Below are 20,272 nucleotides of genomic sequence, written 5' to 3'. Positions count from 1 at the left end.
ATGAGTCTGGTCGAGGTCAACGATCTGGCGATCACCTTCGACGGTTCGCTGCGGGCCGTCGACGGACTGTCCTTCGCCCTGGACGCCGGCGAGGCGCTCGGTATCGTCGGCGAGTCCGGTTCCGGCAAGAGCGCCTCCGCGAATGCCCTGCTGGGGCTGCACCGGGGGAGCGGCGCGCAGGTCAGCGGATCGGTCTCGGTGGCCGGGATGGACGTGCAGTCGGCGTCCGACGCGGAGTTGCGGCGGCTGCGGGGCGGACTGGCCGCGATCGTCTTCCAGGACCCGCTGTCCTCGCTGGACCCCTACTACGCGATCGGTGACCAGATCGCCGAGGTGTACCGGGTGCACACGAAGGCCTCCCGCCGGGCCGCCGGGGCCCGGGCGGTGCAGGTGCTCGACCGGGTGGGCATCCCGGACGCCACCCGGCGTGCACGGTCGCGGCCGCACGAGTTCAGCGGCGGGATGCGGCAGCGCGCACTGATCGCGATGGCGCTGGCCTGCGAACCGCGGCTGCTGATCGCGGACGAGCCGACCACGGCGCTGGACGTCACCGTCCAGGCCCAGATCCTCGACCTGCTGCACGATCTGCGACGCGAGACGGGGATGGGTTTGCTGCTGGTCACCCATGACGTGGGGGTGGCGGCCGAGTCGGTGGACGACGTGCTGGTGATGCGGGCGGGGCGAGCGGTGGAGCGGGGGCCGGTGGCTGAGGTGCTCGGCTCACCTCGCGAGGAGTACACGAGGGCATTGCTGGCGGCTGTGCCGCGGGTTGATGCCCGGAGGGTGCTTGCACGGGGGCTCCGCCCCCGGACCCCCGCTCCTCAAGAGCCGGAGGGGCCTGATGTTGCCCCGCCGCTTGTTGACGCTGTTGCGCTGCGACAGGTGTTCGGGCGGGGGAAGTCCGCGGTGGCGGCCGTGGACGGCGTGAGCCTCAGCGTGCGCCGGGGCGAGACCCTGGGTGTCGTCGGTGAGAGCGGGAGCGGCAAGACCACGCTCGGGCGGATGCTGGTGGGGCTTCTGGAGCCCACCTCCGGTCGGCTCAGCCGGGAGGGCCGGGTGCAGATGGTCTTCCAGGACCCGGTCTCCTCGCTCAACCCCCGCCGCTCCGTGGGCGAGTCCGTCGCCGACCCGCTGCGGGCCCGTGGGGAACGCGACGAGGCCGTGATCCGGGCCCGGGTCGGGGAGTTGCTGGAGCGAGTGGGGCTCGATGCGGGGCAGTACGCCCGCTATCCGCACGAGTTCAGCGGCGGCCAGCGTCAGCGCGTCGGTATCGCCAGGGCGCTCGCCGCCGAGCCCGAGCTGATCGTCTGCGACGAGGCGGTGTCCGCGCTCGATGTGACGACGCAGGCCCAGGTCACCGCGCTGCTCGCGGAGTTGCAGCGGGAACTCGGTCTGGCACTGGTCTTCATCGCCCACGACCTCGCCGTCGTACGGCAGGTCAGTGACCGGATCGTGGTCATGCGGCAGGGCCGGATCGTCGAGGAGGGCGATGTGGACACCGTGTACGGCGACCCGCAGGATCCGTACACCAAGCAGCTGCTGGCGGCCGTCCCCGCGCTCGACCCGGCGCTCGCCGCGGTGCGCCGCGCGGCCCGGAAGGAGATGGCCGCAACCTGACCCACCGTAGCCGCTCGGCACCGTAGCGCGACGGAACGCGACCGGTACCGGAAAGTTACGACGATTCACCCCTTCCGGTGGCGCGATGGACAACCGTCCGTCGCGCCACCTGTGTACCGGCTTACGGTCTTTCCGCTGTGGGTCGCCGACATTCAACGGCGGCCGTTCGGAAGGAGACCGGGGGTGTACTCGTGCGGACAGGACTGCTCACGGACGGTGGCTATCCGTATGCGACCGGTGAGTCGCGGCTCTGGTGCGACCGGCTGGTGCGCGGGCTCGACGGGCACGAGTTCGACGTCTACGCCCTGAGCCGCAGCGCCCATCAGGAGGAGTGCGGCTGGCTCGCTCTGCCGCCCCAGGTGGTGCGGGTGCACACGGCTCCGCTCTGGACCCCGGCCGACGGCGGTGGGGACGACCGGACGTACGGCCGCCGCGACCGCAACCGTTTCGCCGGCCACTTCAAGGAGCTGGCAGCCGCCGTCTGCGGCGACGGTACGGACTTCGCCGCCGGTCTCTACGGCCTGGCCGAACTCGCCGGGGAACGCGGCGGGCTGTCCGCCGCGCTGCGCTCCGAAGCCGCGGTGCGCATCCTGGAGTCCGCCTGTCGCGCGCCCGGCGCCAACCGCACCGTGCAGTCGGCCCGGGTCTCCGACCACCTCGCCTTCGCCGACCTGCTCGAGCGTGCGCTGCGGGCGCTCTCGCTCGACTGGTACACCGAGGAGAACCTCGGCGCGGTGGACCTCTGCCACGCCACCGCCGGCGGAACGGCCGCGCTGCCCGGCCTGTTGGCCAAACGCTTCTTCGGCGTTCCGCTGCTGGTCACGGAGTACGGCGTCCAGCTGCGCTCGCACTACATCGCGGGCGGCACGCACCGGGCCCCGGTACGCGCGCTGCTCGCCGCCTTCCACGGCCGGCTGGCCGCCGAGGTGTACGAGCAGGCCGCGGTCATCACCCCCGGCAACACGCACGCCCGCCGCTGGCAGCAGAAGTGCGGCGCGGACCGCGCCAAGCTGCGCACCGTCTATCCCGGGATGGAGGCCGAGCGCTTCGCCGCGGTCGGGGAGGGAACGGACACCGGCGACCCGGACACCCTGGTGTGGGTCGGGCGCATCGAACCGGCCAAGGACCTGATCTCGCTGCTGCACGCCTTCGCCGAGATCCGCCGGGCGGAGCCCGCCGCCCAGTTGCGGATCGTCGGTGCCCCCGCCGAAGGGCCGGACGGCGCGGCCTATCTCGCCCACTGCCGGGCGCTCGCCGCGCAACTGTTCCCGGACGAGGCGACCGACGCCCATGCCGTCGGCAGCAACCCGGTGGCCTTCGAGGAGATCGGGGGCCCGGACGCACCCGAGCTGGCCGACGCCTATGCGGGCGGCGCGGTCGTGGTGCTGTCCAGTGTGGTGGAGGGCTTCCCGGTGAGCCTGGTCGAAGCCATGTTCTGCGGCCGCGCGACGGTCTCCACCGATGTGGGCGCCGTCGTCGAGGTCATCGGCGGTACCGGTCTGGTGGTGCCGCCGCGCAACCCCCGCGCGCTGGCCGATGCCTGCCTGGCGCTGCTGAGTGACCCGCAGCGCCGGGCCCGGCTCGGCGCCGCGGCGCGGGCCCGGGCGCTCGAACTGTTCACCGTCGAGCAGAACCTCACGGCATTTCACGGCATTTACCTGGACCTGATCGCGCATGGCCCGATCCGGCGTACGCCGGTGGACGACACCGGCGACATCCACCCGTTCGCGCACCCGGCGGAGACCCGGGTGGCAGCTGGTTGGGCGGCGCCGGCCGCTGACCGTACGCCGAGTTGGGCGGCGAGCGACTCCGCATCGCCCCGGCCGGACCGAGAGGTCGTCGTATGAGCATCCCCCGAACCACCGAGTCGGCGCCGACGCCTGCGCCGGCGCGCAAGCCCCCGCGGGGCACCGCCGACCCGGTACGCGCGCTGATGCACCGTCACCGCGAACTGTGCGAGCGCGCGGTGGACCCCCTGGAGATCGCCGCCGGACTCGAGGCGCACGGAATCACCGATCGCACCGCCGCCCGGTTCCGGCACCGGGATGTCTTCTCGCTGGCCGAGGAGCTCTATGCCAGGGTGCCCCGAGGCGCGGAGACCGAGGCGGACGAGCCCGCGCCGGAGCTCGCGCCGCGCGCCCCGCTGTTCGGGCTGCTGCCCGGCGGCTGCGCCCTTGCCACGGCGGTGGCGGCCGGTGTGACACACGGCCAGGGGCGGCTCGTCGCCGTCGTCGTCGGGACGCTCGGCACCTGCGGCGCGCTGGGAATCACCCTCCGCCGCGGGCCGCTGAGCGGCAGACGGCGAGTGGTACCCGCCGCGCGGCTCGCGGTGTGCTGGCTGCTGGTCTACGCGGCCTGCGGCGACGGTCTGCTCGACCAGCTGCTGCGCGGCGGCCCGGACGGGCCGTGGCCGGTCACCGCCACTCCGCTGGTGGGACTCGCGCTGACCGTCGCACCGGCGGCCTGGTGCGCGCGGCTCTTCTCGCTGCTGGCCCGGCGCAAGCTCGCGGACAGCCGGAGCACCGCGGAGTTCGCCGCGCACACCAGGCCGCTCGTCCTGGTCGTCACCGCCCTGTTCGCGCTCGCCCCGGCCGCCCTGCTCCTGGCGCCGGGATTCACCGTGGGAGCCGCTGCCCTGGGCGTGTCGCTCTTCGTCGCCAGGCTGCTCAATGTGCACGGCTTTCACCGGGCTGCCGCCCTCACCCTGTCCGCCGCCTGCGCCGCCGAGGCTCTCGCTGCCGCCTGCGTCCTGGTGGGCCGGCTCCCCGGCTGCCGCCTCGTCGCCGTACCGGTCGAGGCGCTGGGCGCGGCGGCCGTTCCCGCCCTCGCCTGCGGAGCCGCCGCACTCACGCTGCTGATCCGGGCCACCGCCGCGCTCTCCCGCGCATCGGCACACACCTGAGCCGTACCCCCACGGTGGCGCCTCGATCGCCACCACCGCAGACTCCCGCGGAGCCGACGCCGCGGGTCCACCCACCGGTAACACCAGAAGGAGAACGACACATGAGCCCCGAACCTTCAGCCCCGGCCCGTCGGTATGGAGAGGTGGCCGCGCGATGAGGGTGCTGCTGCTCGGAGCCAACGGCTATCTCGGCCGTTATGTGGCGGACCGCCTGCTCGCCGATCCCGCCGTGCATCTCACGGCCCTCGGACGCGGTGACGACGCCGACGTCCGGTTCGACCTCGCCAGCGGCAGCCCGGGAGCACTGACCCGCTTCCTGGACGCCGTACACCCGGGGGTGGTCATCAACTGTGCGGGGGCCACCCGAGGCGGTGCCCGCGACCTGACCCGGCACAACACCGTCGCCGTCGCCTCGGTCTGCGAGGCCATGCGGCGCAGCAGCTGCAGTGCCCGGCTGGTCCAGCTGGGCTGCGCAGCCGAGTACGGGCCCAGTCAGCAGGGCTCGTCCACCGCGGAGGACGCGCTGCCCCGCCCCGGCGGCCCCTACGGGGTGTCCAAGCTCGCCGCCACCGAACTGGTCCTCAACTCGGGTCTGGACGCCCTGGTGCTCAGAGTCTTCTCCCCGGTCGGCCCGGGCACACCGGCCGGTTCCCCGCTCGGCCGTCTCGCCGAGGCGATGCGGCGCGCCATGCAGAACGGCGACAACGAGCTGAAACTCTCCGGGCTGGGCGTCCAGCGGGACTTCGTCGATGTACGGGACGTGGCGCGCGCCGTGCACGCGGCTTCCCTCTCGGCTGCTCAGGGCGTCGTGAACATCGGCACCGGACGAGCGGTGAAGCTGCGTGACACCGCCGCCGTACTGGCCAGGGTGGCCGGCTTCGCCGGGACGCTGCACGAGATCGACGGCCCGCAGCACCGGCACGGCGGCCTGGTCGCCCAGCGCCCCGCTGAACCGGTGCTGGAACACCTCGCCGCGCCCTCCCCTTACCCCGACGGCTGCGGCAACTGGCAGCAGGCCGACGTCCGCACCGCGCGGGACCGCCTCGGCTGGCGCCCGCGGATCAACCTCGAGGAGTCCCTCGCCGACATCTGGATGGAGGCGGCATGCCGCATCTGACGACCCCGGACACCGCACGGACCGGCACCGCCGAGATCGGCTTCGGGGTACCCGGATACGCGCACCCCCTGGTCGCTCCGGTCGAATGGGCCGAACTGACCCGCCCCGGAACGCCGCTGCACTGGGTGGTGCTCAACGTCTCGGGCGGCCCCGGAGACCGCCCCGACCCGCGCTGCCTGGAAGCGGCGGGTCGCCTGCGCAACGCAGGAACCCGGGTGCTCGGCCACCTCGACCTGGCCCACGGCGAGCGGGACTTCGGCGAGCTGATCGCGGAGGCCCACCGTTTCGCCGACTGGTACCAGGTGGACGGTTTCTGTCTCGACCGCGCCCCGGCCGACCGGGGAAGTCTCCCGGAGACCCGCCGGATCACCACCGCCCTGCGCGGCCTCGGCATCCCCGGCTGCCATCTGGTGCTCGGCCACGGCTGCCACCCGTACCCCGGCTACGCCGAGGCGGCCGACCAGCTGGTCACCTTCAACGGACCGTGGGCCGAGTACCGCTGGTCGCAGGTGGCGGAGTGGACGGCCGATTACCCGGCCGAGCACTTCTGCCACTTCGTGCACGGTGTTCCGCGGACCCACCTGGAGGAGGCCATCCGGATCGCCCGCTGGCAGGGAGCCGGCACGATCTTCTTCACCGACCGCACCAACCGAATGGACCGCACGAACCGCACCGACCGAACCAACCGCACCGACCGAACGAACGACACCGACCGGACGCACCGCACCGGCTCATCGGCGTATGTCGGACAGACCGACCCATTCGAGGCGCTGCCCGGCTACTGGGACGAAATCGTCTCGCGGATCGGACCGGGTATCTCGGAATGAGAAGGGGCGTGGCAGTGTTACGAAAAGAACCATCGTACGTAGATACCGACCAACGGAGTCCCCGTGTCGCTGCCACCCCTGGTCGAGCCAGCTGCTGAACTCACCGTCGACGAGGTCCGCAGGTACTCCCGCCACCTGATCATCCCCGATGTCGGGATGGACGGGCAGAAGCGCCTGAAGAACGCCAAGGTACTCGCCGTCGGCGCGGGAGGCCTCGGCTCGCCCGCCCTGATGTACCTGGCCGCCGCCGGCGTGGGCACGCTGGGCATTGTGGAGTTCGACGAGGTCGACGAGTCGAATCTGCAGCGCCAGATCATTCACAGCCAGTCCGACATCGGCCGCTCCAAGGCCCAGTCCGCCAAGGAAACCATCCAGGGGATCAACCCGCTGGTGAATGTGGTCCTGCACGAAGAGCGGCTCGAAGCCGAGAACGTGATGGACCTCTTCTCCCAGTACGACCTGATCGTGGACGGCACGGACAACTTCGCCACCCGCTATCTCGTCAACGACGCGTGCGTGCTGCTCAACAAGCCGTACATCTGGGGCTCGATCTACCGCTTCGACGGCCAGGCGTCCGTCTTCTGGTCCGAGCACGGCCCCTGCTACCGCTGCCTCTACCCGGAGCCCCCGCCCCCCGGCATGGTCCCCTCCTGCTCCGAGGGCGGCGTGCTCGGCGTGCTCTGCGCGTCGATCGGCTCCATCCAGACCAACGAGGCCATCAAGCTGCTCGCGGGCATCGGTGAGCCGCTGGTCGGCCGCCTGATGATCTACGACGCGCTGGAGATGACCTACCGCACGGTCAAGGTCCGCAAGGACCCGGACTGCGCCGTCTGCGGCGAGAACCCCACGGTCACCGAACTCATCGACTACGAGGCCTTCTGTGGCGTCGTCTCCGAGGAGGCCCAGGAGGCGGCGTCCGGTTCGACGATCACTCCGAAGCAGCTCAAGGAGTGGATCGACGCCGACGAGAAGATCGAGATCATCGACGTCCGCGAGCCGAACGAGTACGAGATCGTCTCGATCCCCGGCGCGAAGCTGATCCCGAAGAACGAGTTCCTCATGGGCACCGCGCTGTCGGACCTCCCGCAGGACAAGAAGATCGTCCTGCATTGCAAGACGGGTGTCCGCTCCGCGGAAGTCCTCGCGGTCCTGAAGTCCGCGGGCTTCGCCGACGCGGTCCACGTGGGCGGCGGCGTGATCGGCTGGGTCAACCAGATCGAGCCCGAGAAGCCGGTGTACTAGTGCCGCTCCCGGCACTAGCCGGCGGTAGGTGAGTGAAGAGGGATGGCCGGCACAGTGTGTGCCGGCCATCCCTCTCTCCTTTGGCTGTCTCTCTTCGGCTGCGCGCGGGTGCGCGGGACATTTGTCCTGCCGGAGTGCGGACGCTTCGCTCTGCCGCCCGGGGTGGTCCGGGCGAGAAGCTTCTGGTGTCGCAAACACCGAGCACCAGGGGGCACCGAAATGACCGCAGTGACCGCAGTGAGCATCGAGAAGCCGGCCTTCGCCGAGGGATTGCGGCAGGAGGTGGCTCCGGCGGTCAAGGGACTCCCCACCTGGTACTTCCCCATCGTCGGTGCCTTCGCCGGTGTCTTCGACATCGCCCGGGCCTACCCGGTGGCGTACTGGCTGATCCCGGTCGTGGCGGCGGTGAACCTGACGCTGTCGCTCACCGTGCTGCGCACCCGGATGCGCTTCATGAAGGCGCTCTGGAAGAACAAGCGCACCCGGCTCCTCGCCGTCGGCCTGCTCGCCGTGCGGTTCGCGGTGCGCGGCGCGCTGGGGATGGCCGGATTCGCGATGGGGGCGGCGACCGGTGGTGTCGTCGTCGGCGTGCTGATGGCCGTGCTCGGCACGGCGATGGCCTGGGGCGACCAGTGGCTGATCCTGCGCACGCTGGAGCGCAGCAGGAGCCTGTGACGCACCGGGCGGGCTCCTACAGCTCGCCCCGCCGGGTCAGATAGTTGAAGCACAGCCAGCCGGGCAGCACCGGCAGCCAGAAGGTCAGCAGCCGGAAGAGCAGTACGGCCGCGGCAGCGGTCGCGTAGGGCAGTCCGGCGATCACCAGGGCGCCGGTGAGGGAGGCCTCGACCGCGCCGACGCCACCCGGGGTCGGCACCGCGGAACCCACCGCGTTGGCGGTCAGGAAGACCACCGCGATGCTGGCGTAACTCAGGTTGTTGCCCTCGCCGAACGCCCGGATGGAAGCGTCCAGGCACATCACGAACGTTCCGGTCAGCAGCAGCATCCCGCCGATGCCGGTGAGCAGCTTCCGGGGCTGCTGCAGTACGTCGAGCATGCGCGGCACCACACCGGCGAAGAGCGAACGCACCCGGGTGACGATGAACTTCCGCAGGAACGGTACTGCGGTGATCACCAGAGCCAGCACAGCGGCCGCCAGCAGTCCGGCGATCACCGTGCGGGACGGGGTCAGGGACGGCGTCCGCTCGGTGCCCGTCACATAGCCGAAGATGGCGAGCAGGGTGATGTGGCTGGCGAGGCCGAAGAGCTGCGAGGCCCCCACGCTGGCCACCGCGAGCCCGGGCCGGACCCCCGCACGCTGCAGGAAGCGGGTGTTGAGCGCCACCCCGCCGACCGCCGCCGGTGCCACCAGCTTCACGAACGACCCGGCGACCTGCGCCAGCACCGTCCGGAAGAACGGCACCTTCTCCGGGACGAATCCGAGCAGGCTCATCGCAGCGGCCACGTAGCTCAGCGCGGAGAAGAGCACCGCACCCGCCACCCAGCCCCACTGCGTGTTGGTGAGCAGCTGGTGGAAGGGGATGTTCGCCATCTGCGAGAGCAGGAAGTACGCGGCGATGGCCCCGGCGATGACGCTGAGCAGGGTGCGCAGCTTGACGCGTTCGAGGCGGACCGGTTCGGCGTGTGCCTGCGGACGGATCAGCAGGACCTGGTGGCGGATCTGGGAGAGCAGGTCCTCCTCGCGGACGCCGCCCATCGCGTCGTCGATCGCCTCCTTCTCGGCCTTCCTGTCGGCCCGTGCGGTCCTGCGGCTGTCATGGGCCGCTCCGTGGGCTTCGGCCTTCGCCTGCCGTGCGGCGTCCGACGCCGCTATCACCGCTTCCCGCTCGCGCTCCGACCGTTCCCGGGCCAGCTGGCGCAGCGTCGACCGGGTCGAGCGGCTCAGCGCCAGCGGCTGGAGCAGCGGCAGGCTGTCGGCGACCGCGTCCGGGCCGAGTACCGCGACGGCGGCGGCCACCGAGCGTTCCGCACCGGCCCGCAGGCCCAGGGTGGTGAGCAACTGGGCGATGTCCATCCGCAGCACCAGGTCGGAGGCCGCGATCTCACCGCCGCGCAGCTCGGTGAGGATCACCGCACCGGCCCGGTCCACCAGGATCGCGTGCCCCACCAGGCGGCGGTGCGCGATCCGGCGGGACTGCAACGACTGCACCTGGCGCCAGGCGCTCCGCATCAGCTCGTCGGTGATCTCCGCGTCGGGAAGCGAGTCGAGTGGACGGCCCCCGGTGTGCTCGTACACCAGCATGACGGCGTCGGGGCCCAGCTCGGACGTGGCGATCAGCTTCGGTGCGTTGGCCCCCGCCGCGATGGCCGCGTACGCCAGCAGTGCCTCCTGCTCCAGGGCCTGGCGGAGCGACTGGATCGACCGGCCGGTGGAGATCGAACGCAGCGTCAGACGGCGCCAGGCGCGGTAGAAGAAGCCCTGCGCCTGCTGCTCGCGGTCGACGACGGTGACGTCCAGCGGGGCGCCGTCCTCCAGCGTGACGAAGTAGCGCCGCCCCCGGTCGCCCTGCTCGGCGGAGTCGGGGAGGTCCCCGGCGCGCATCGCGGTGACCGGGTTGAAGCCGACCTGTCGCAGACCGGCCAGCAGTTGCCGGCCGGTGGGGCGCACGTTGGGGGAGCCCACGGCGTACAGCGTGCCGTAGGCGACGGTCCAGCCGAGCAGGATGGTGACGACGATCGAGAAGGGGGTGGTCTGTCCGCCGACCAGCACGGCGAAGGAGTTGACCAGCAGCACCACCCAGAGCGCCACCCGCCAGCGCGGCCTGCGGGCCATGCCGACGGCCGTCATGTAGGCGATGACCGGCGCGAGGTAGCCGTGCACCGGATCGGTCAGGTTCCCGTTCGTCATCGGATGGGTCAGCGCGTCGGTGATCGACCGTGGGGCGGCCCTGGTGACCCAGAGGTCGGTGGCGAGCGCCACGCCGTGCGCCAGTACCGCGGCGAGCACCCCGTCGGCGATCCGCAGCCCGTCGCGCTTCACCAGCCGCTCGATCGCGAAGCCGACCGGGAGGATGAGTATGGCGATCGAAGAGAAAAGACCGGTGAGCTTGATCACCAGGTCCGGTGCCTGCCCCGTGCCGTTGTTGATGTCCTGTTCCAGGCCCGACGTGGTGCCGTGGGCGAAGGCCGAGATGGCGAGTACCAGCGCGATGGCCAGGATGCCGGTGAGCAGCCGCAGCAGGTCGGAGGGGCGGTGCACGCGAGCGGCGAGCAGGGGTTCGTCACCGGAGACCCGGTCGACGGGACCCGCGTCCGTGCAGCCGGTGCCGGATGCGGAGTCGGACGCCGTGGCGGGGTGCGCGCCGGTCGGGCCGGACACCTTCGCGTGCTCCGCGGCGGACTTCGCTGCTGGCTCGGCGGTGGGCTTCGCGGTGGGTTCCTCGGCGGGTTTCTTCCCGGGCTCTGCGCCGGTCTCCATGTCCGATGCCTGCCCGTTTTCCGGCTGGTTTCCCCCACCGTGATCACCGGGATCACCGGACGGCGGCTCGGCGGCGGCCGCGGTCGCCGCCGTCGGTGGCTGCTGCACGCCTGGCCCCTCCGTCGTGTCCTTCCGATCGCGCCGCCCCCGGTGGCCGCGCGTCACGGCGCCGTGCCTCGCGGTACGGCGCCCGGATGATGGTGGCATGTCGGGGCGACCGAGGCGGGCATCAGAGCCCGATTGTGATGAACCGGCCTTTCCGCACGGGACCCGGCCCGCTGTCGGAGGCGTAGTGCAGGATGGGTCGGGTGAGTGCCGAACCGGCCGAGCTTCCGGCGTACGCGGAGCAGGTCCTCGAGGTGGCGGACCGGATCCCACCGGGACGCGTCATGACGTACGGCGACATCGCCGAATGGCTGGGCGAAGGCGGCCCGCGCCAGGTCGGACGGGTGATGGCGCTCTACGGCGGCACCGCGCCGTGGTGGCGTGTGGTGCGTGCGGACGGCGCTCTGCTGCCCGGCCACGAGCTGCGTGCGCTGGAGCATTACCGGGCGGAGTCCACCCCGCTGAAGGAGTCGTCGTCGGCCGCCCGGGAAGCCGCCGGCCACATACCGCGCCTCGACATGAGACGGGCGCGCTGGGACGGCGGCGACGGGGCTCATGTCTGACAGCTTCCGCCATCCGATGGTCCCGCGGGTGGTCTGAGGACCGTACGGGGGACGCACCGGGGCCGTGGGCGGACCGGCTGCAGCCGCGATGTCCGCAGGCGTAGCGTCAGCGGGGCACCGCGGACGCACCTCCGTTCCCGCACCCACCACCCGCACCCGCACGCACAACCCCCAGGACCGGCGATCCACGTGAGCTCCTCCACCTTCCACCCGGTACGGCAACGGCCGCCCGGCGCGTACCGGCTGGTGCGCACCCCACCGGGCACCGTTGATCCACCTGTACTGGACGCACAGCAGCGTGCGGTGGTTGACCACGGGACCGGACCGCTGCTGGTGCTGGCCGGGCCGGGCACCGGGAAATCGACCACGCTGGTGGAGGCGGTGGCCCGGCGCATCACCGAGGGGATGGATCCGGAGCGCATCCTGGTCCTGACCTTCAGCCGCAAGGCCGCGGTGGAACTGCGCGACCGGATGGCCGTGCGGCTGGGCGGGGTGCACGGGCCGCAGGCGACCACCTTCCACTCCTTCTGTTATGCACTGGTCCGCGCCCACCAGGACATGGACCTCTTCGCGGAGCCGCTGCGGCTGCTCTCGGGCCCCGAGCAGGACGTGGCGGTGCGCGAGCTGCTCGCCGGGCAGCTGGAGCTCGGCCACATCCGGTGGCCGGACGAGCTGCGCGCCTGCCTGACCACCCGTGGCTTCGCCGACGAGGTGCGGGCGGTGCTCGCCCGCAGCCGGGAACTCGGCCTCGGACCGGACACGCTGGCCGCGTTCGCACGGCGCACCGGCCGGCCCGACTGGGGCGCGGCCGCCGACTTCCTCGCCGAGTACCTGGATGTACTCGACGCGCAGGGTGTCCTCGACTACGCCGAACTGGTGCACCGCGCCGTGCCGCTGGCCGAGCGGGTGGACCTGCGGTACGACGCGGTGTTCGTCGACGAGTACCAGGACACCGACCCGGCACAGGTCCGCCTGCTGCACGCGCTGGCGGGCGGCGGGCGCACCCTGGTCGCCTTCGGGGACCCGGACCAGTCGATCTACGCGTTCCGGGGCGCCGACGTCGGCGGCATCCTGGACTTCCCGGATGCCTTCCCGCGGAGCGACGGCGCGCCCGCCCGGGTCGAGGTGCTCACCAGGTCACGCCGCTCCTCGGTGTCCCTGCTGGCCGCCACCCGGCTGCTGACCCAGCGGATGCCGCTGCCCCGGCTGCCCGCGGACAAGGTGCGGGCACACCGCGGACTGTCGGCGGTACGGGCCGGGGGCCGGGTGGAGGCGTACACGTACCCCACGGCGGGCACCGAGCTCGACAACATCGCGGACATCCTGCGCCGGGCCCACCTGGAGGAGGGGGTGCCGTGGCAGGACATGGCGGTACTGGTCCGGGCCGGCGGCCGCAGTATCCCCGCGGTCCGCCGGGCGCTCACCTCGGCGGGCGTGCCGCTGGACATCGCGGGGGACGATGTCGCGCTGCGCCACGAACCCGCGGTGGCCCCGCTGCTGACCGCGCTGCGCGCGGTGGCGGAGGCGGCGCTGGGCGGACCGGACCTGCCGGGCGCTCCGACGGCCGATCCGGGGACCGACGGGGCCGACGGGTCCGCGCCCGCACCCACGTCCGAGTCCGCGCACGCGCCGGAGGCGGCGCCCCGGCCCGCACCCTGGCTCCGTACCGACATCGCGCTCACCCTCCTGGCCTCCCCGCTCGGCGGCATGGACGCGGCCGACCTCCGTCGCGTGGGGCGCGCGCTCCGCGACGAGGAGCGGGCCGGTGGCAACCCGCTGCCCGCGCCGTCCGACGAACTGCTCGCCCGGGCGCTCGCCGAGCCCGAGCGGCTCGTCGTGCACGCCGGTTACGCCCGAGGAGCGCAGCAGCTCGGTGCGCTGCTGGCCACCGCGCGCAAGGTGCTGGCCGACGGCGGCACCGCGGAGCAGGCACTGTGGACGCTGTGGAACGGCACCGGCTGGCCCCGGCGGCTCGAGCGAGCCGCGCTGCGCGGCGGCGCCGGGGGGCGCAACGCCGACCGGGACCTGGACGCCGTCTGCGCGCTCTTCGACACCGCCGCCCGCGCCGAGGAACGCACCGGCGGACGCGGCGCGCTCAACTTCCTGGAGGAGCTCGACGCCCAGGACATCGCCGCCGACACGCTTTCCCAGCGGCCCGTACGGCCCGACGCGGTACGGCTGATGACCGCACACCGCGCCAAGGGCCTGGAGTGGGGCCTGGTCGTCGTCGCGGGGGTACAGGAAGGGCTGTGGCCGGACCTCAGACGGCGCGGGTCACTGCTCGAGGCGGACAGGATCGGGCGGGACGGACTCGCCGAGCCACTGACCCCCGGCGCGCTGCTCGCCGAGGAGCGCCGGCTCTTCTATGTCGCGGCCACCCGTGCCCGCGACCGCCTGGTCGTCACCGCGGTCAAGGCCCCGGCCGACGACGGCGACCAGCCCTCACGTTTCCTCACCGAGCTCGGAGTGGAACCGAAGGACATCACCGGACGACCGCGAAGGCCCCTGGCGGTCGCCCCGCTCGTCGCCGAACTGCGCGCCACCGTCGTGGACCCGCGGTCGTCCGCCGAACTGCGCGAGGCCGCCGCCCATCGGCTGGCCGGACTCGCCGCCCTCGCCGACGACGAGAGCCGGCCGCTGGTGCCCGCAGCGCACCCGTACCGCTGGTGGGGCCTGTACGAGCCGACGCACAGCAAGGTCCCGCTGCGTGACCGGGAGCAGCCGGTCGCGTTGTCCGGAAGCGCCCTCGACCAGTTGGCCAACACCTGCTCACTGCAGTGGTTCCTGGGCCGCGAGGTGAAGGCGGACGCACCCGCGACCGCCGCCCAGGGCTTCGGCAACGTGGTGCACGTGCTGGCCGACGAAGTCGCCTCCGGACGCACCCCGGCCGACCTGGCGGTCCTCATGGAGCGCCTGGACTCGGTCTGGGACTCGCTGGCCTTCGACGCACCCTGGAAATCCGCCCAGGAGAAGGAACACGCGCGGGTGGCGCTGGAACGCTTCCTGCGCTGGCATGTGATGGACCGCGCGGGCCGCAGCGCGGCCGCCACCGAGCACGGCTTCGACGTGACCCTCGCAGCGGGCGAGTACGAGGTCCGGATCCGTGGCTCCATGGACCGCGTCGAGGAGGACCGGGACGGCCGGGCCTACGTCGTCGACTTCAAGACCGGCAAGGCGGCCCCCACCAGGGACGAGGTCGCCCACCATCCGCAGCTCGCGGTCTACCAGCTCGCGGTGCGCGAAGGGGCGGTCGACGAGGTCTTCGGCGGCCGGCGCCCCGAACCCGGCGGCGCCGAACTCGTCCAGCTGCGGCAGGCGGCGGCCCGGAAGGAGGGCGGCGACGCCCTCCCGAAGATCCAGGCGCAGGAACCGCTGGCGGGGGAGTGGGTCGGTGACCTGCTGGCCACGGCGGCCGGCAAGGTGCTGGACGAGCGCTTCACGCCCACCACCGGGAGCCACTGCTCGAACTGTGCGTTCCGCGCCTCCTGCAGCGCGCTGCCGGAAGGCCGGCACGTCGTCGAGTGACCCGTGCGGTCATGCGGTCATCGCTGGATCGGTCATTCGGTCGATGTCGGAGGGCGCCGTTAGCCTCTGCGATGTGACCCCGCGCCTCACCGACCCCGAGCAGCTCAAGGAGCTCCTCGGCATCCCCTTCACCCCGGAGCAGACGGCCTGCATCACCGCGCCGCCCGCCCCGCAGGTCATCGTGGCCGGAGCCGGGTCGGGGAAGACGACGGTGATGGCCGCACGGGTGGTGTGGCTGGTGGGCACCGGACAGGTCGCGCCCGAGCAGGTACTGGGGCTGACCTTCACGAACAAGGCAGCCGGCGAGCTCGCCGAGCGGGTCCGCAAGGCGCTGGTCCGCGCCGGTGTCACCGACCCGGACGTCATGGATCCGGAGAACCCTCCCGGCGAGCCCCGCATCTCCACCTACCACGCCTTCGCCGGGCAACTGCTCACCGACCACGGGCTGCGGATAGGCCTCGAACCGAGCGCCCGGCTGCTCGCCGACGCCACCCGCTACCAGCTGGCAGCACGGGTGCTCAAGGAGGCGCCCGGCCCCTACCCGGCGCTGACCCGATCGTTCTCCTCGCTGGTCAGCGACCTGCTGGCGCTCGACGGCGAACTGGCCGAACACCTCGTGCCGCCCGATCGGCTGCGTGCCCACGACACCGCACTGCTGCACACCCTGGAGGGCGCCAAGCTCTCCAACGCCGATCTGCGCAAGGTCCCGGAGGCGGCGGCAGCCCGCCGAGAACTGCTCGACCTGGTGGATCGTTACCGCGAGGCCAAGCGGGGCCGTGACCTGCTCGACTTCGGCGACCAGATCGCCCTCTCCGCCGAGCTGGCGCTGACCAGGCCCGAGGTCGGGACCATCCTGCGCGACGAGTTCCGGGTGGTGCTGCTCGACGAGTACCAGGACACTTCGGTGGCGCAGCGGCTGCTGCTCTCCGGGCTCTTCGGCGGCGGCACCGGGCACCCGGTCACCGCGGTCGGTGACCCCTGCCAGGCCATCTACGGCTGGCGCGGTGCTTCCGTGGCCAACCTGGACGACTTCCCCGAGCACTTCGCCCGCGCGGACGGCCACCCGGCCGCCCGCTTCTCGCTCAGCGAGAACCGCCGCAGCGGCGGCCGGCTGCTCGACCTGGCCAACGGTCTCGCCACTCCGCTGCGGGCGATGCACGCCGGCGTCGAGGCGCTGCGGCCCGCGCCGGGCGCCGAGCGGGACGGCATGGTGCGGTGCGCCCTGCTCCGTACCCACCGGGAGGAGATCGGCTGGCTGGCCGACTCGATCGCCCACCTGGTGCGTACCGGCAAGGAACCGGCCGGGATCGCGGTGCTCTGCCGTACCGCGGGCGACTTCGCGGAGATCCAGGGCGCGCTGGTGGAGCGCGATGTGCCGGTCGAGGTGGTCGGGCTCTCCGGGCTGCTGCACCTGCCCGAGGTCGCCGACCTGGTGGCGGTCTGCGAGGTGCTCCAGGACCCGGGGGCGAACGCCTCGCTGGTCCGGCTGCTGACCGGCCCGCGCTGGCGGATCGGCCCGCGCGACCTGGCACTGCTCGGACGCCGGGCCCGGCTGCTCGTACGGCACGACAGGGCCGGGGACGAGGACCCGGACCGGCGGCTGGCCGAGGCCGTCGAAGGGGTCGACCCGGCCGAAGTGGTCTCGCTCGCCGATGCGCTCGACACCTTCCTGGACAGCGGCGCGGAGGACGACGGCCTGCCGTTCTCCGCCGACGCCCGGGTCCGCTTCGCGCGTCTCGCCGCCGAGCTGCGCGAACTGCGGCGGTCGCTGGCTGATCCGCTGATGGACGTGCTGCACCGGGTGCTGGCCACCACCGGCCTGGAGGTCGAGCTCTCCGCGTCACCGCACGCCCTGGCCGCCCGGCGCCGGGAGACGCTGTCCGGCTTCCTGGACACCGCGGCCGGCTTCGCGTCCCTCGACGGCGAGGCGAGCCTGCTGGCCTTCCTGGGCTTCCTGCGGACCGCCGCCCAGTACGAGAAGGGCCTGGACCATGCGCTGCCCGGCGGCGAGAACACCGTGAAGGTGCTCACCGCGCACAAGTCCAAAGGCCTGGAGTGGGACGTGGTCGCGGTCCCCGGCCTGGTGGCCAAGCAGTTCCCGGGCGAGCAGTCCCGTGACGCGTGGACGGCTCAGCCCAAGGTCCTGCCGCATGCCCTGCGCGGGGACGCGGCGACCCTGCCCGACGTCGCTGACTGGGACGCGAAGGGACTGGCGGCTTTCAAGGCGGCGATGAAGTCCCACCAGCACACCGAGGAGCTGCGCCTCGGCTATGTCACCTTCACCCGCCCCCGCTCGCTGCTGCTCGGTTCCGGCCACTGGTGGGGCCCGAGCCAGAAACGGCCGCGCGGCCCCTCCGAGTTCCTGCTCGCGCTGAACGAGCACTGCGCGCAGGGCTTCGGCGAGACGGAGGCCTGGGCCGACCCACCGGAACCGGACGAGGAGAACCCCGCGCTGCGCACGGACGCGGCGGACCTCGCATGGCCGCTCCCGCTGGACGAGGCGGCGCTGGAGCGCCGACGGGCCGCGGCGAACATCGTGCTGGCCGAGCTCGACGCGCTCGCTGTCGTGCCGGAACCGGCCGCTGCCACCGTGCCGCACGCCCGTGCCGCGCCCGACGCCGAAGAGGCAGGCGCGGAACAGCCGGTCCCCGGAGCACCCGGCGCCCACCCCCTGACCCCCGAGGACGCGCGGACCATCGCCTCCTGGGACCGCGACCTGGGCGCACTGACCGCCGAACTCCTGCGCGCCCAGCAGACCGTCCGGGACGTCCCCGTCCCCCCCACGCTCACCGCCACCCAGCTGCTGCGCCTCGCCGAGGACCCCGACGGGTTCGCGCGAGAACTGGCCCGCCCCATGCCGCGCCCGCCGCAGCCGGCGGCCCGCCGAGGCACCCGGTTCCACGCCTGGGTGGAGTCCCGCTTCGAAGAGCTGCCCCTGCCCATGCTCGGGCCCGACGAGCTTCCCGGCGGGGACGACGACGAACCGGAGATCGCCGACGAGCGCGATCTGGCCGGGCTCAAGGAGGCCTTCGAGCGCACCCCGTACGCCCGCCGCACCCCGTACCGCATCGAGGCGCCGTTCACGCTCACCCTGGCGGGCCGGCTGATCCGCGGCCGGATGGACGCGGTGTACCGCACCTCGCGGCACACCTACGAGATCGTCGACTGGAAGACCCATCACGCCCACACCGCAGACCCGCTCCAGCTCGCCGTCTACCGCTTGGCCTGGGCCGAGCAGCACGGGATCCCGCTCAGCGACGTCGATGCCGCGTTCCTCTACGTACGCACCGGCGAAGTGATCCGCCCCACCCGGCTGCCGGGCCGCGCGGAACTGGAGCGCATCCTGCTGGGTGAACCTCCGGACCGGCCACCCGCACCGGCCGGTTAGGCTCGACGGCATGAGCGACACCCCGGACAGCGCTGTCCGTACGTACATAAAGCAGCACCGCGGGCCCTTTCTGGAGGATCTGGCCGATTGGCTGCGCATTCCCTCCGTGTCCGCGCAGCCGGACCATGACGTGGACGTACGCCGCAGCGCCGACTGGCTGGCCGCCAAACTCAAGGAGACCGGCTTCCCGGTCACCGAGATCATCGATACGCCCGGCGCGCCCGCGGTCTTCGCCGAATGGCCCTCCGGTGAGGAGAACGCCCCGACCGTGCTGGTCTACGGCCACCACGACGTGCAGCCCGCAGCGGTCGCCGACGGCTGGCACACCGACCCCTTCGAGCCGGTCGTCAAGGACGGCCGGATGTACGGAAGGGGTGCAGCCGACGACAAGGGCCAGGTGTTCTTCCACACACTCGGGGTCCGTGCCCACCTCGCGGCCACCGGCCGCACCGCGCCCGCCGTGAACCTCAAGCTGATCATCGAGGGCGAGGAGGAGTCCGGCTCCCCGCACTTCCGCACTCTGGTGGAGGAGCACGCCGAGCGACTGGCCGCCGACACCGTGATCGTCTCGGACACCGGGATGTGGTCCGAGACGACGCCCACCGTGTGCACCGGCATGCGCGGTCTCGCCGAGTGCGAGATCACCTTCCACGGCCCCGGCCAGGACATCCACTCCGGCTCCTTCGGCGGCGCCGTCCCCAACCCGGCCACCGAAATCGCCCGACTGGTCACCGCGCTGCACGATGCCGACGGGCGCGTCACCATTCCCGGCTTCTACGACGGCGTCGCCGAGCTCACCGCGGAGGAGCGGGCCCTCTTCTCCGAGCTGCCCTTCGACGAGGCCGAGTGGCTGGACACCGCGAAGTCCCGGGCCGCGGCGGGAGAGCGGGGCCACACCACCCTGGAGCGGATCTGGGCCCGTCCGACCGCCGAGGTCAACGGCATCGGCGGCGGCTATCAGGGCCCCGGCGGCAAGACGATCATCCCGACGTCCGCCCTGGTGAAGCTGTCCTTCCGGCTGGTCGCCGGACAGCACCCGGTCCGGGTCGAACAGCTGGTCACCGAGTGGGTGGCCGCTCGGGTGCCCGCCGGCATCCGTCATGAGATCTCCTTCAGCGCCGGCACCCGGCCGTGTCTGACACCGCTGGACCATCCGGCGCTCCAGTCGGTCGCACGGGCCATGGGCCGGGCGTTCGGCGAGAAGATCCGCTTCACCAGAGAGGGCGGCTCCGGCCCCGCCGCCGACCTCCAGGACGTGCTGGGCGCACCGGTCCTCTTCCTGGGGATCTCCGTACCGTCCGACGGCTGGCACGCGCCCAACGAGAAGGTCGAACTCGACCTGCTGTTCAAGGGCGTGGAGACCACAGCCCATCTGTGGGGCGAACTCGCCGCTGCCGGGCGCCAGGCCGCCTGAACCGCACCACCAGTCCACGAGGGGGAGTTGGAAGCACCTGTGAGTAACTTCAGCAGCGCCACCGGAAACCGTGCCACCGGAAGCAGCGCCACCGGAGCCGGCACCGCAGGGGCCCATGCCCCCGGCGATCCGCACC

At 72.5% G+C, this 20,272-nt stretch carries 12 protein-coding genes; 11 read left to right on the top strand and 1 reads right to left on the bottom strand.

Annotated elements, in window-relative coordinates; genetic code table 11:
- The 7 genes from AB0M87_RS03250 to AB0M87_RS03220 all read left to right on the top strand — a co-directional run bounded on the left by AB0M87_RS03250 (position 1) and on the right by AB0M87_RS03220 (position 8,380).
- Positions 1-1,617 carry an ABC transporter ATP-binding protein gene (locus tag AB0M87_RS03250; RefSeq protein WP_365849641.1) on the top strand — a complete coding sequence of 539 codons (1,617 nt, stop codon included), beginning with the start codon at positions 1-3 and terminating at the stop codon, positions 1,615-1,617.
- A 191-nt stretch (positions 1,618-1,808) separates the two neighbouring features.
- The gene (locus AB0M87_RS03245; RefSeq protein WP_365849639.1) at positions 1,809-3,464 is read left to right on the top strand and encodes a DUF3492 domain-containing protein; all 1,656 of its coding nucleotides are present in this window, start codon (positions 1,809-1,811) and stop codon (positions 3,462-3,464) included.
- Positions 3,461-4,519, top strand: coding sequence for a hypothetical protein (locus AB0M87_RS03240; RefSeq protein ID WP_365849638.1), 1,059 nt, complete (start codon positions 3,461-3,463; stop codon positions 4,517-4,519). The genes AB0M87_RS03245 and AB0M87_RS03240 overlap by 4 nt, the downstream gene beginning before the upstream one ends.
- 154 nt (positions 4,520-4,673) lie before the next feature.
- Positions 4,674-5,636, top strand: coding sequence for an NAD-dependent epimerase/dehydratase family protein (locus AB0M87_RS03235; protein WP_365849637.1), 963 nt, complete (start codon positions 4,674-4,676; stop codon positions 5,634-5,636).
- The gene (locus AB0M87_RS03230; protein WP_365849635.1) at positions 5,624-6,463 is read left to right on the top strand and encodes a spherulation-specific family 4 protein; all 840 of its coding nucleotides are present in this window, start codon (positions 5,624-5,626) and stop codon (positions 6,461-6,463) included. Before AB0M87_RS03235 ends, AB0M87_RS03230 begins: the two co-directional genes overlap by 13 nt.
- A 63-nt stretch (positions 6,464-6,526) precedes the next feature.
- Entirely contained in the window at positions 6,527-7,705 is a 1,179-nt protein-coding gene (gene moeZ / locus AB0M87_RS03225; RefSeq protein ID WP_365849634.1) for an adenylyltransferase/sulfurtransferase MoeZ, read from the top strand.
- Between the two features lie 219 nt (positions 7,706-7,924).
- Positions 7,925-8,380, top strand: coding sequence for a hypothetical protein (locus tag AB0M87_RS03220; protein WP_365849633.1), 456 nt, complete (start codon positions 7,925-7,927; stop codon positions 8,378-8,380).
- Positions 8,381-8,396: 16 nt separating this feature from the next.
- Here the strand turns inward: AB0M87_RS03220 and AB0M87_RS03215 are convergent, their stop codons facing one another.
- Positions 8,397-11,141, bottom strand: a complete 2,745-nt coding sequence (locus AB0M87_RS03215) for a lysylphosphatidylglycerol synthase transmembrane domain-containing protein (protein WP_365849894.1) — start codon at positions 11,139-11,141, stop codon at positions 8,397-8,399.
- A 299-nt stretch (positions 11,142-11,440) separates the two neighbouring features.
- On the opposite strand from AB0M87_RS03215, the gene AB0M87_RS03210 reads away from it, so the two are divergent.
- The 4 genes from AB0M87_RS03210 to AB0M87_RS03195 all read left to right on the top strand — a co-directional run bounded on the left by AB0M87_RS03210 (position 11,441) and on the right by AB0M87_RS03195 (position 20,136).
- A complete protein-coding gene (locus AB0M87_RS03210) occupies positions 11,441-11,809 on the top strand; it encodes an MGMT family protein (RefSeq protein ID WP_365849632.1) in 369 nt (122 codons plus the stop codon).
- A 183-nt stretch (positions 11,810-11,992) separates the two neighbouring features.
- The gene (locus AB0M87_RS03205) at positions 11,993-15,334 is read left to right on the top strand and encodes an ATP-dependent DNA helicase (protein WP_365849893.1); all 3,342 of its coding nucleotides are present in this window, start codon (positions 11,993-11,995) and stop codon (positions 15,332-15,334) included.
- Between the two features lie 73 nt (positions 15,335-15,407).
- Complete coding sequence (locus AB0M87_RS03200) at positions 15,408-18,722, top strand: UvrD-helicase domain-containing protein (protein ID WP_365849631.1); 3,315 nt, start codon at positions 15,408-15,410, stop codon at positions 18,720-18,722.
- A 10-nt stretch (positions 18,723-18,732) separates the two neighbouring features.
- The gene (locus AB0M87_RS03195; protein WP_365849629.1) at positions 18,733-20,136 is read left to right on the top strand and encodes a dipeptidase; all 1,404 of its coding nucleotides are present in this window, start codon (positions 18,733-18,735) and stop codon (positions 20,134-20,136) included.
- The last annotated feature ends 136 nt before the right edge of the window (positions 20,137-20,272 follow it).

The organism is Streptomyces sp. NPDC051320 (genome assembly GCF_040682175.1).
Lineage (GTDB): Bacteria > Actinomycetota > Actinomycetes > Streptomycetales > Streptomycetaceae > Streptomyces.
This window is presented reverse-complemented; position numbering and strand designations above follow the sequence as displayed.

Coding starts and splice junctions, on each gene's coding strand:
- AB0M87_RS03195 (WP_365849629.1), top strand. CDS start 18,733: ATGAGCGACACCCCGGACAGCGCTGTCCGTACGTACATAAAGCAGCAC.
- AB0M87_RS03235 (WP_365849637.1), top strand. CDS start 4,674: ATGAGGGTGCTGCTGCTCGGAGCCAACGGCTATCTCGGCCGTTATGTG.
- AB0M87_RS03210 (WP_365849632.1), top strand. CDS start 11,441: ATGGGTCGGGTGAGTGCCGAACCGGCCGAGCTTCCGGCGTACGCGGAG.
- AB0M87_RS03240 (WP_365849638.1), top strand. CDS start 3,461: ATGAGCATCCCCCGAACCACCGAGTCGGCGCCGACGCCTGCGCCGGCG.
- AB0M87_RS03230 (WP_365849635.1), top strand. CDS start 5,624: ATGCCGCATCTGACGACCCCGGACACCGCACGGACCGGCACCGCCGAG.
- AB0M87_RS03220 (WP_365849633.1), top strand. CDS start 7,925: ATGACCGCAGTGACCGCAGTGAGCATCGAGAAGCCGGCCTTCGCCGAG.
- AB0M87_RS03250 (WP_365849641.1), top strand. CDS start 1: ATGAGTCTGGTCGAGGTCAACGATCTGGCGATCACCTTCGACGGTTCG.
- AB0M87_RS03215 (WP_365849894.1), bottom strand. CDS start 11,141: ATGGAGACCGGCGCAGAGCCCGGGAAGAAACCCGCCGAGGAACCCACC.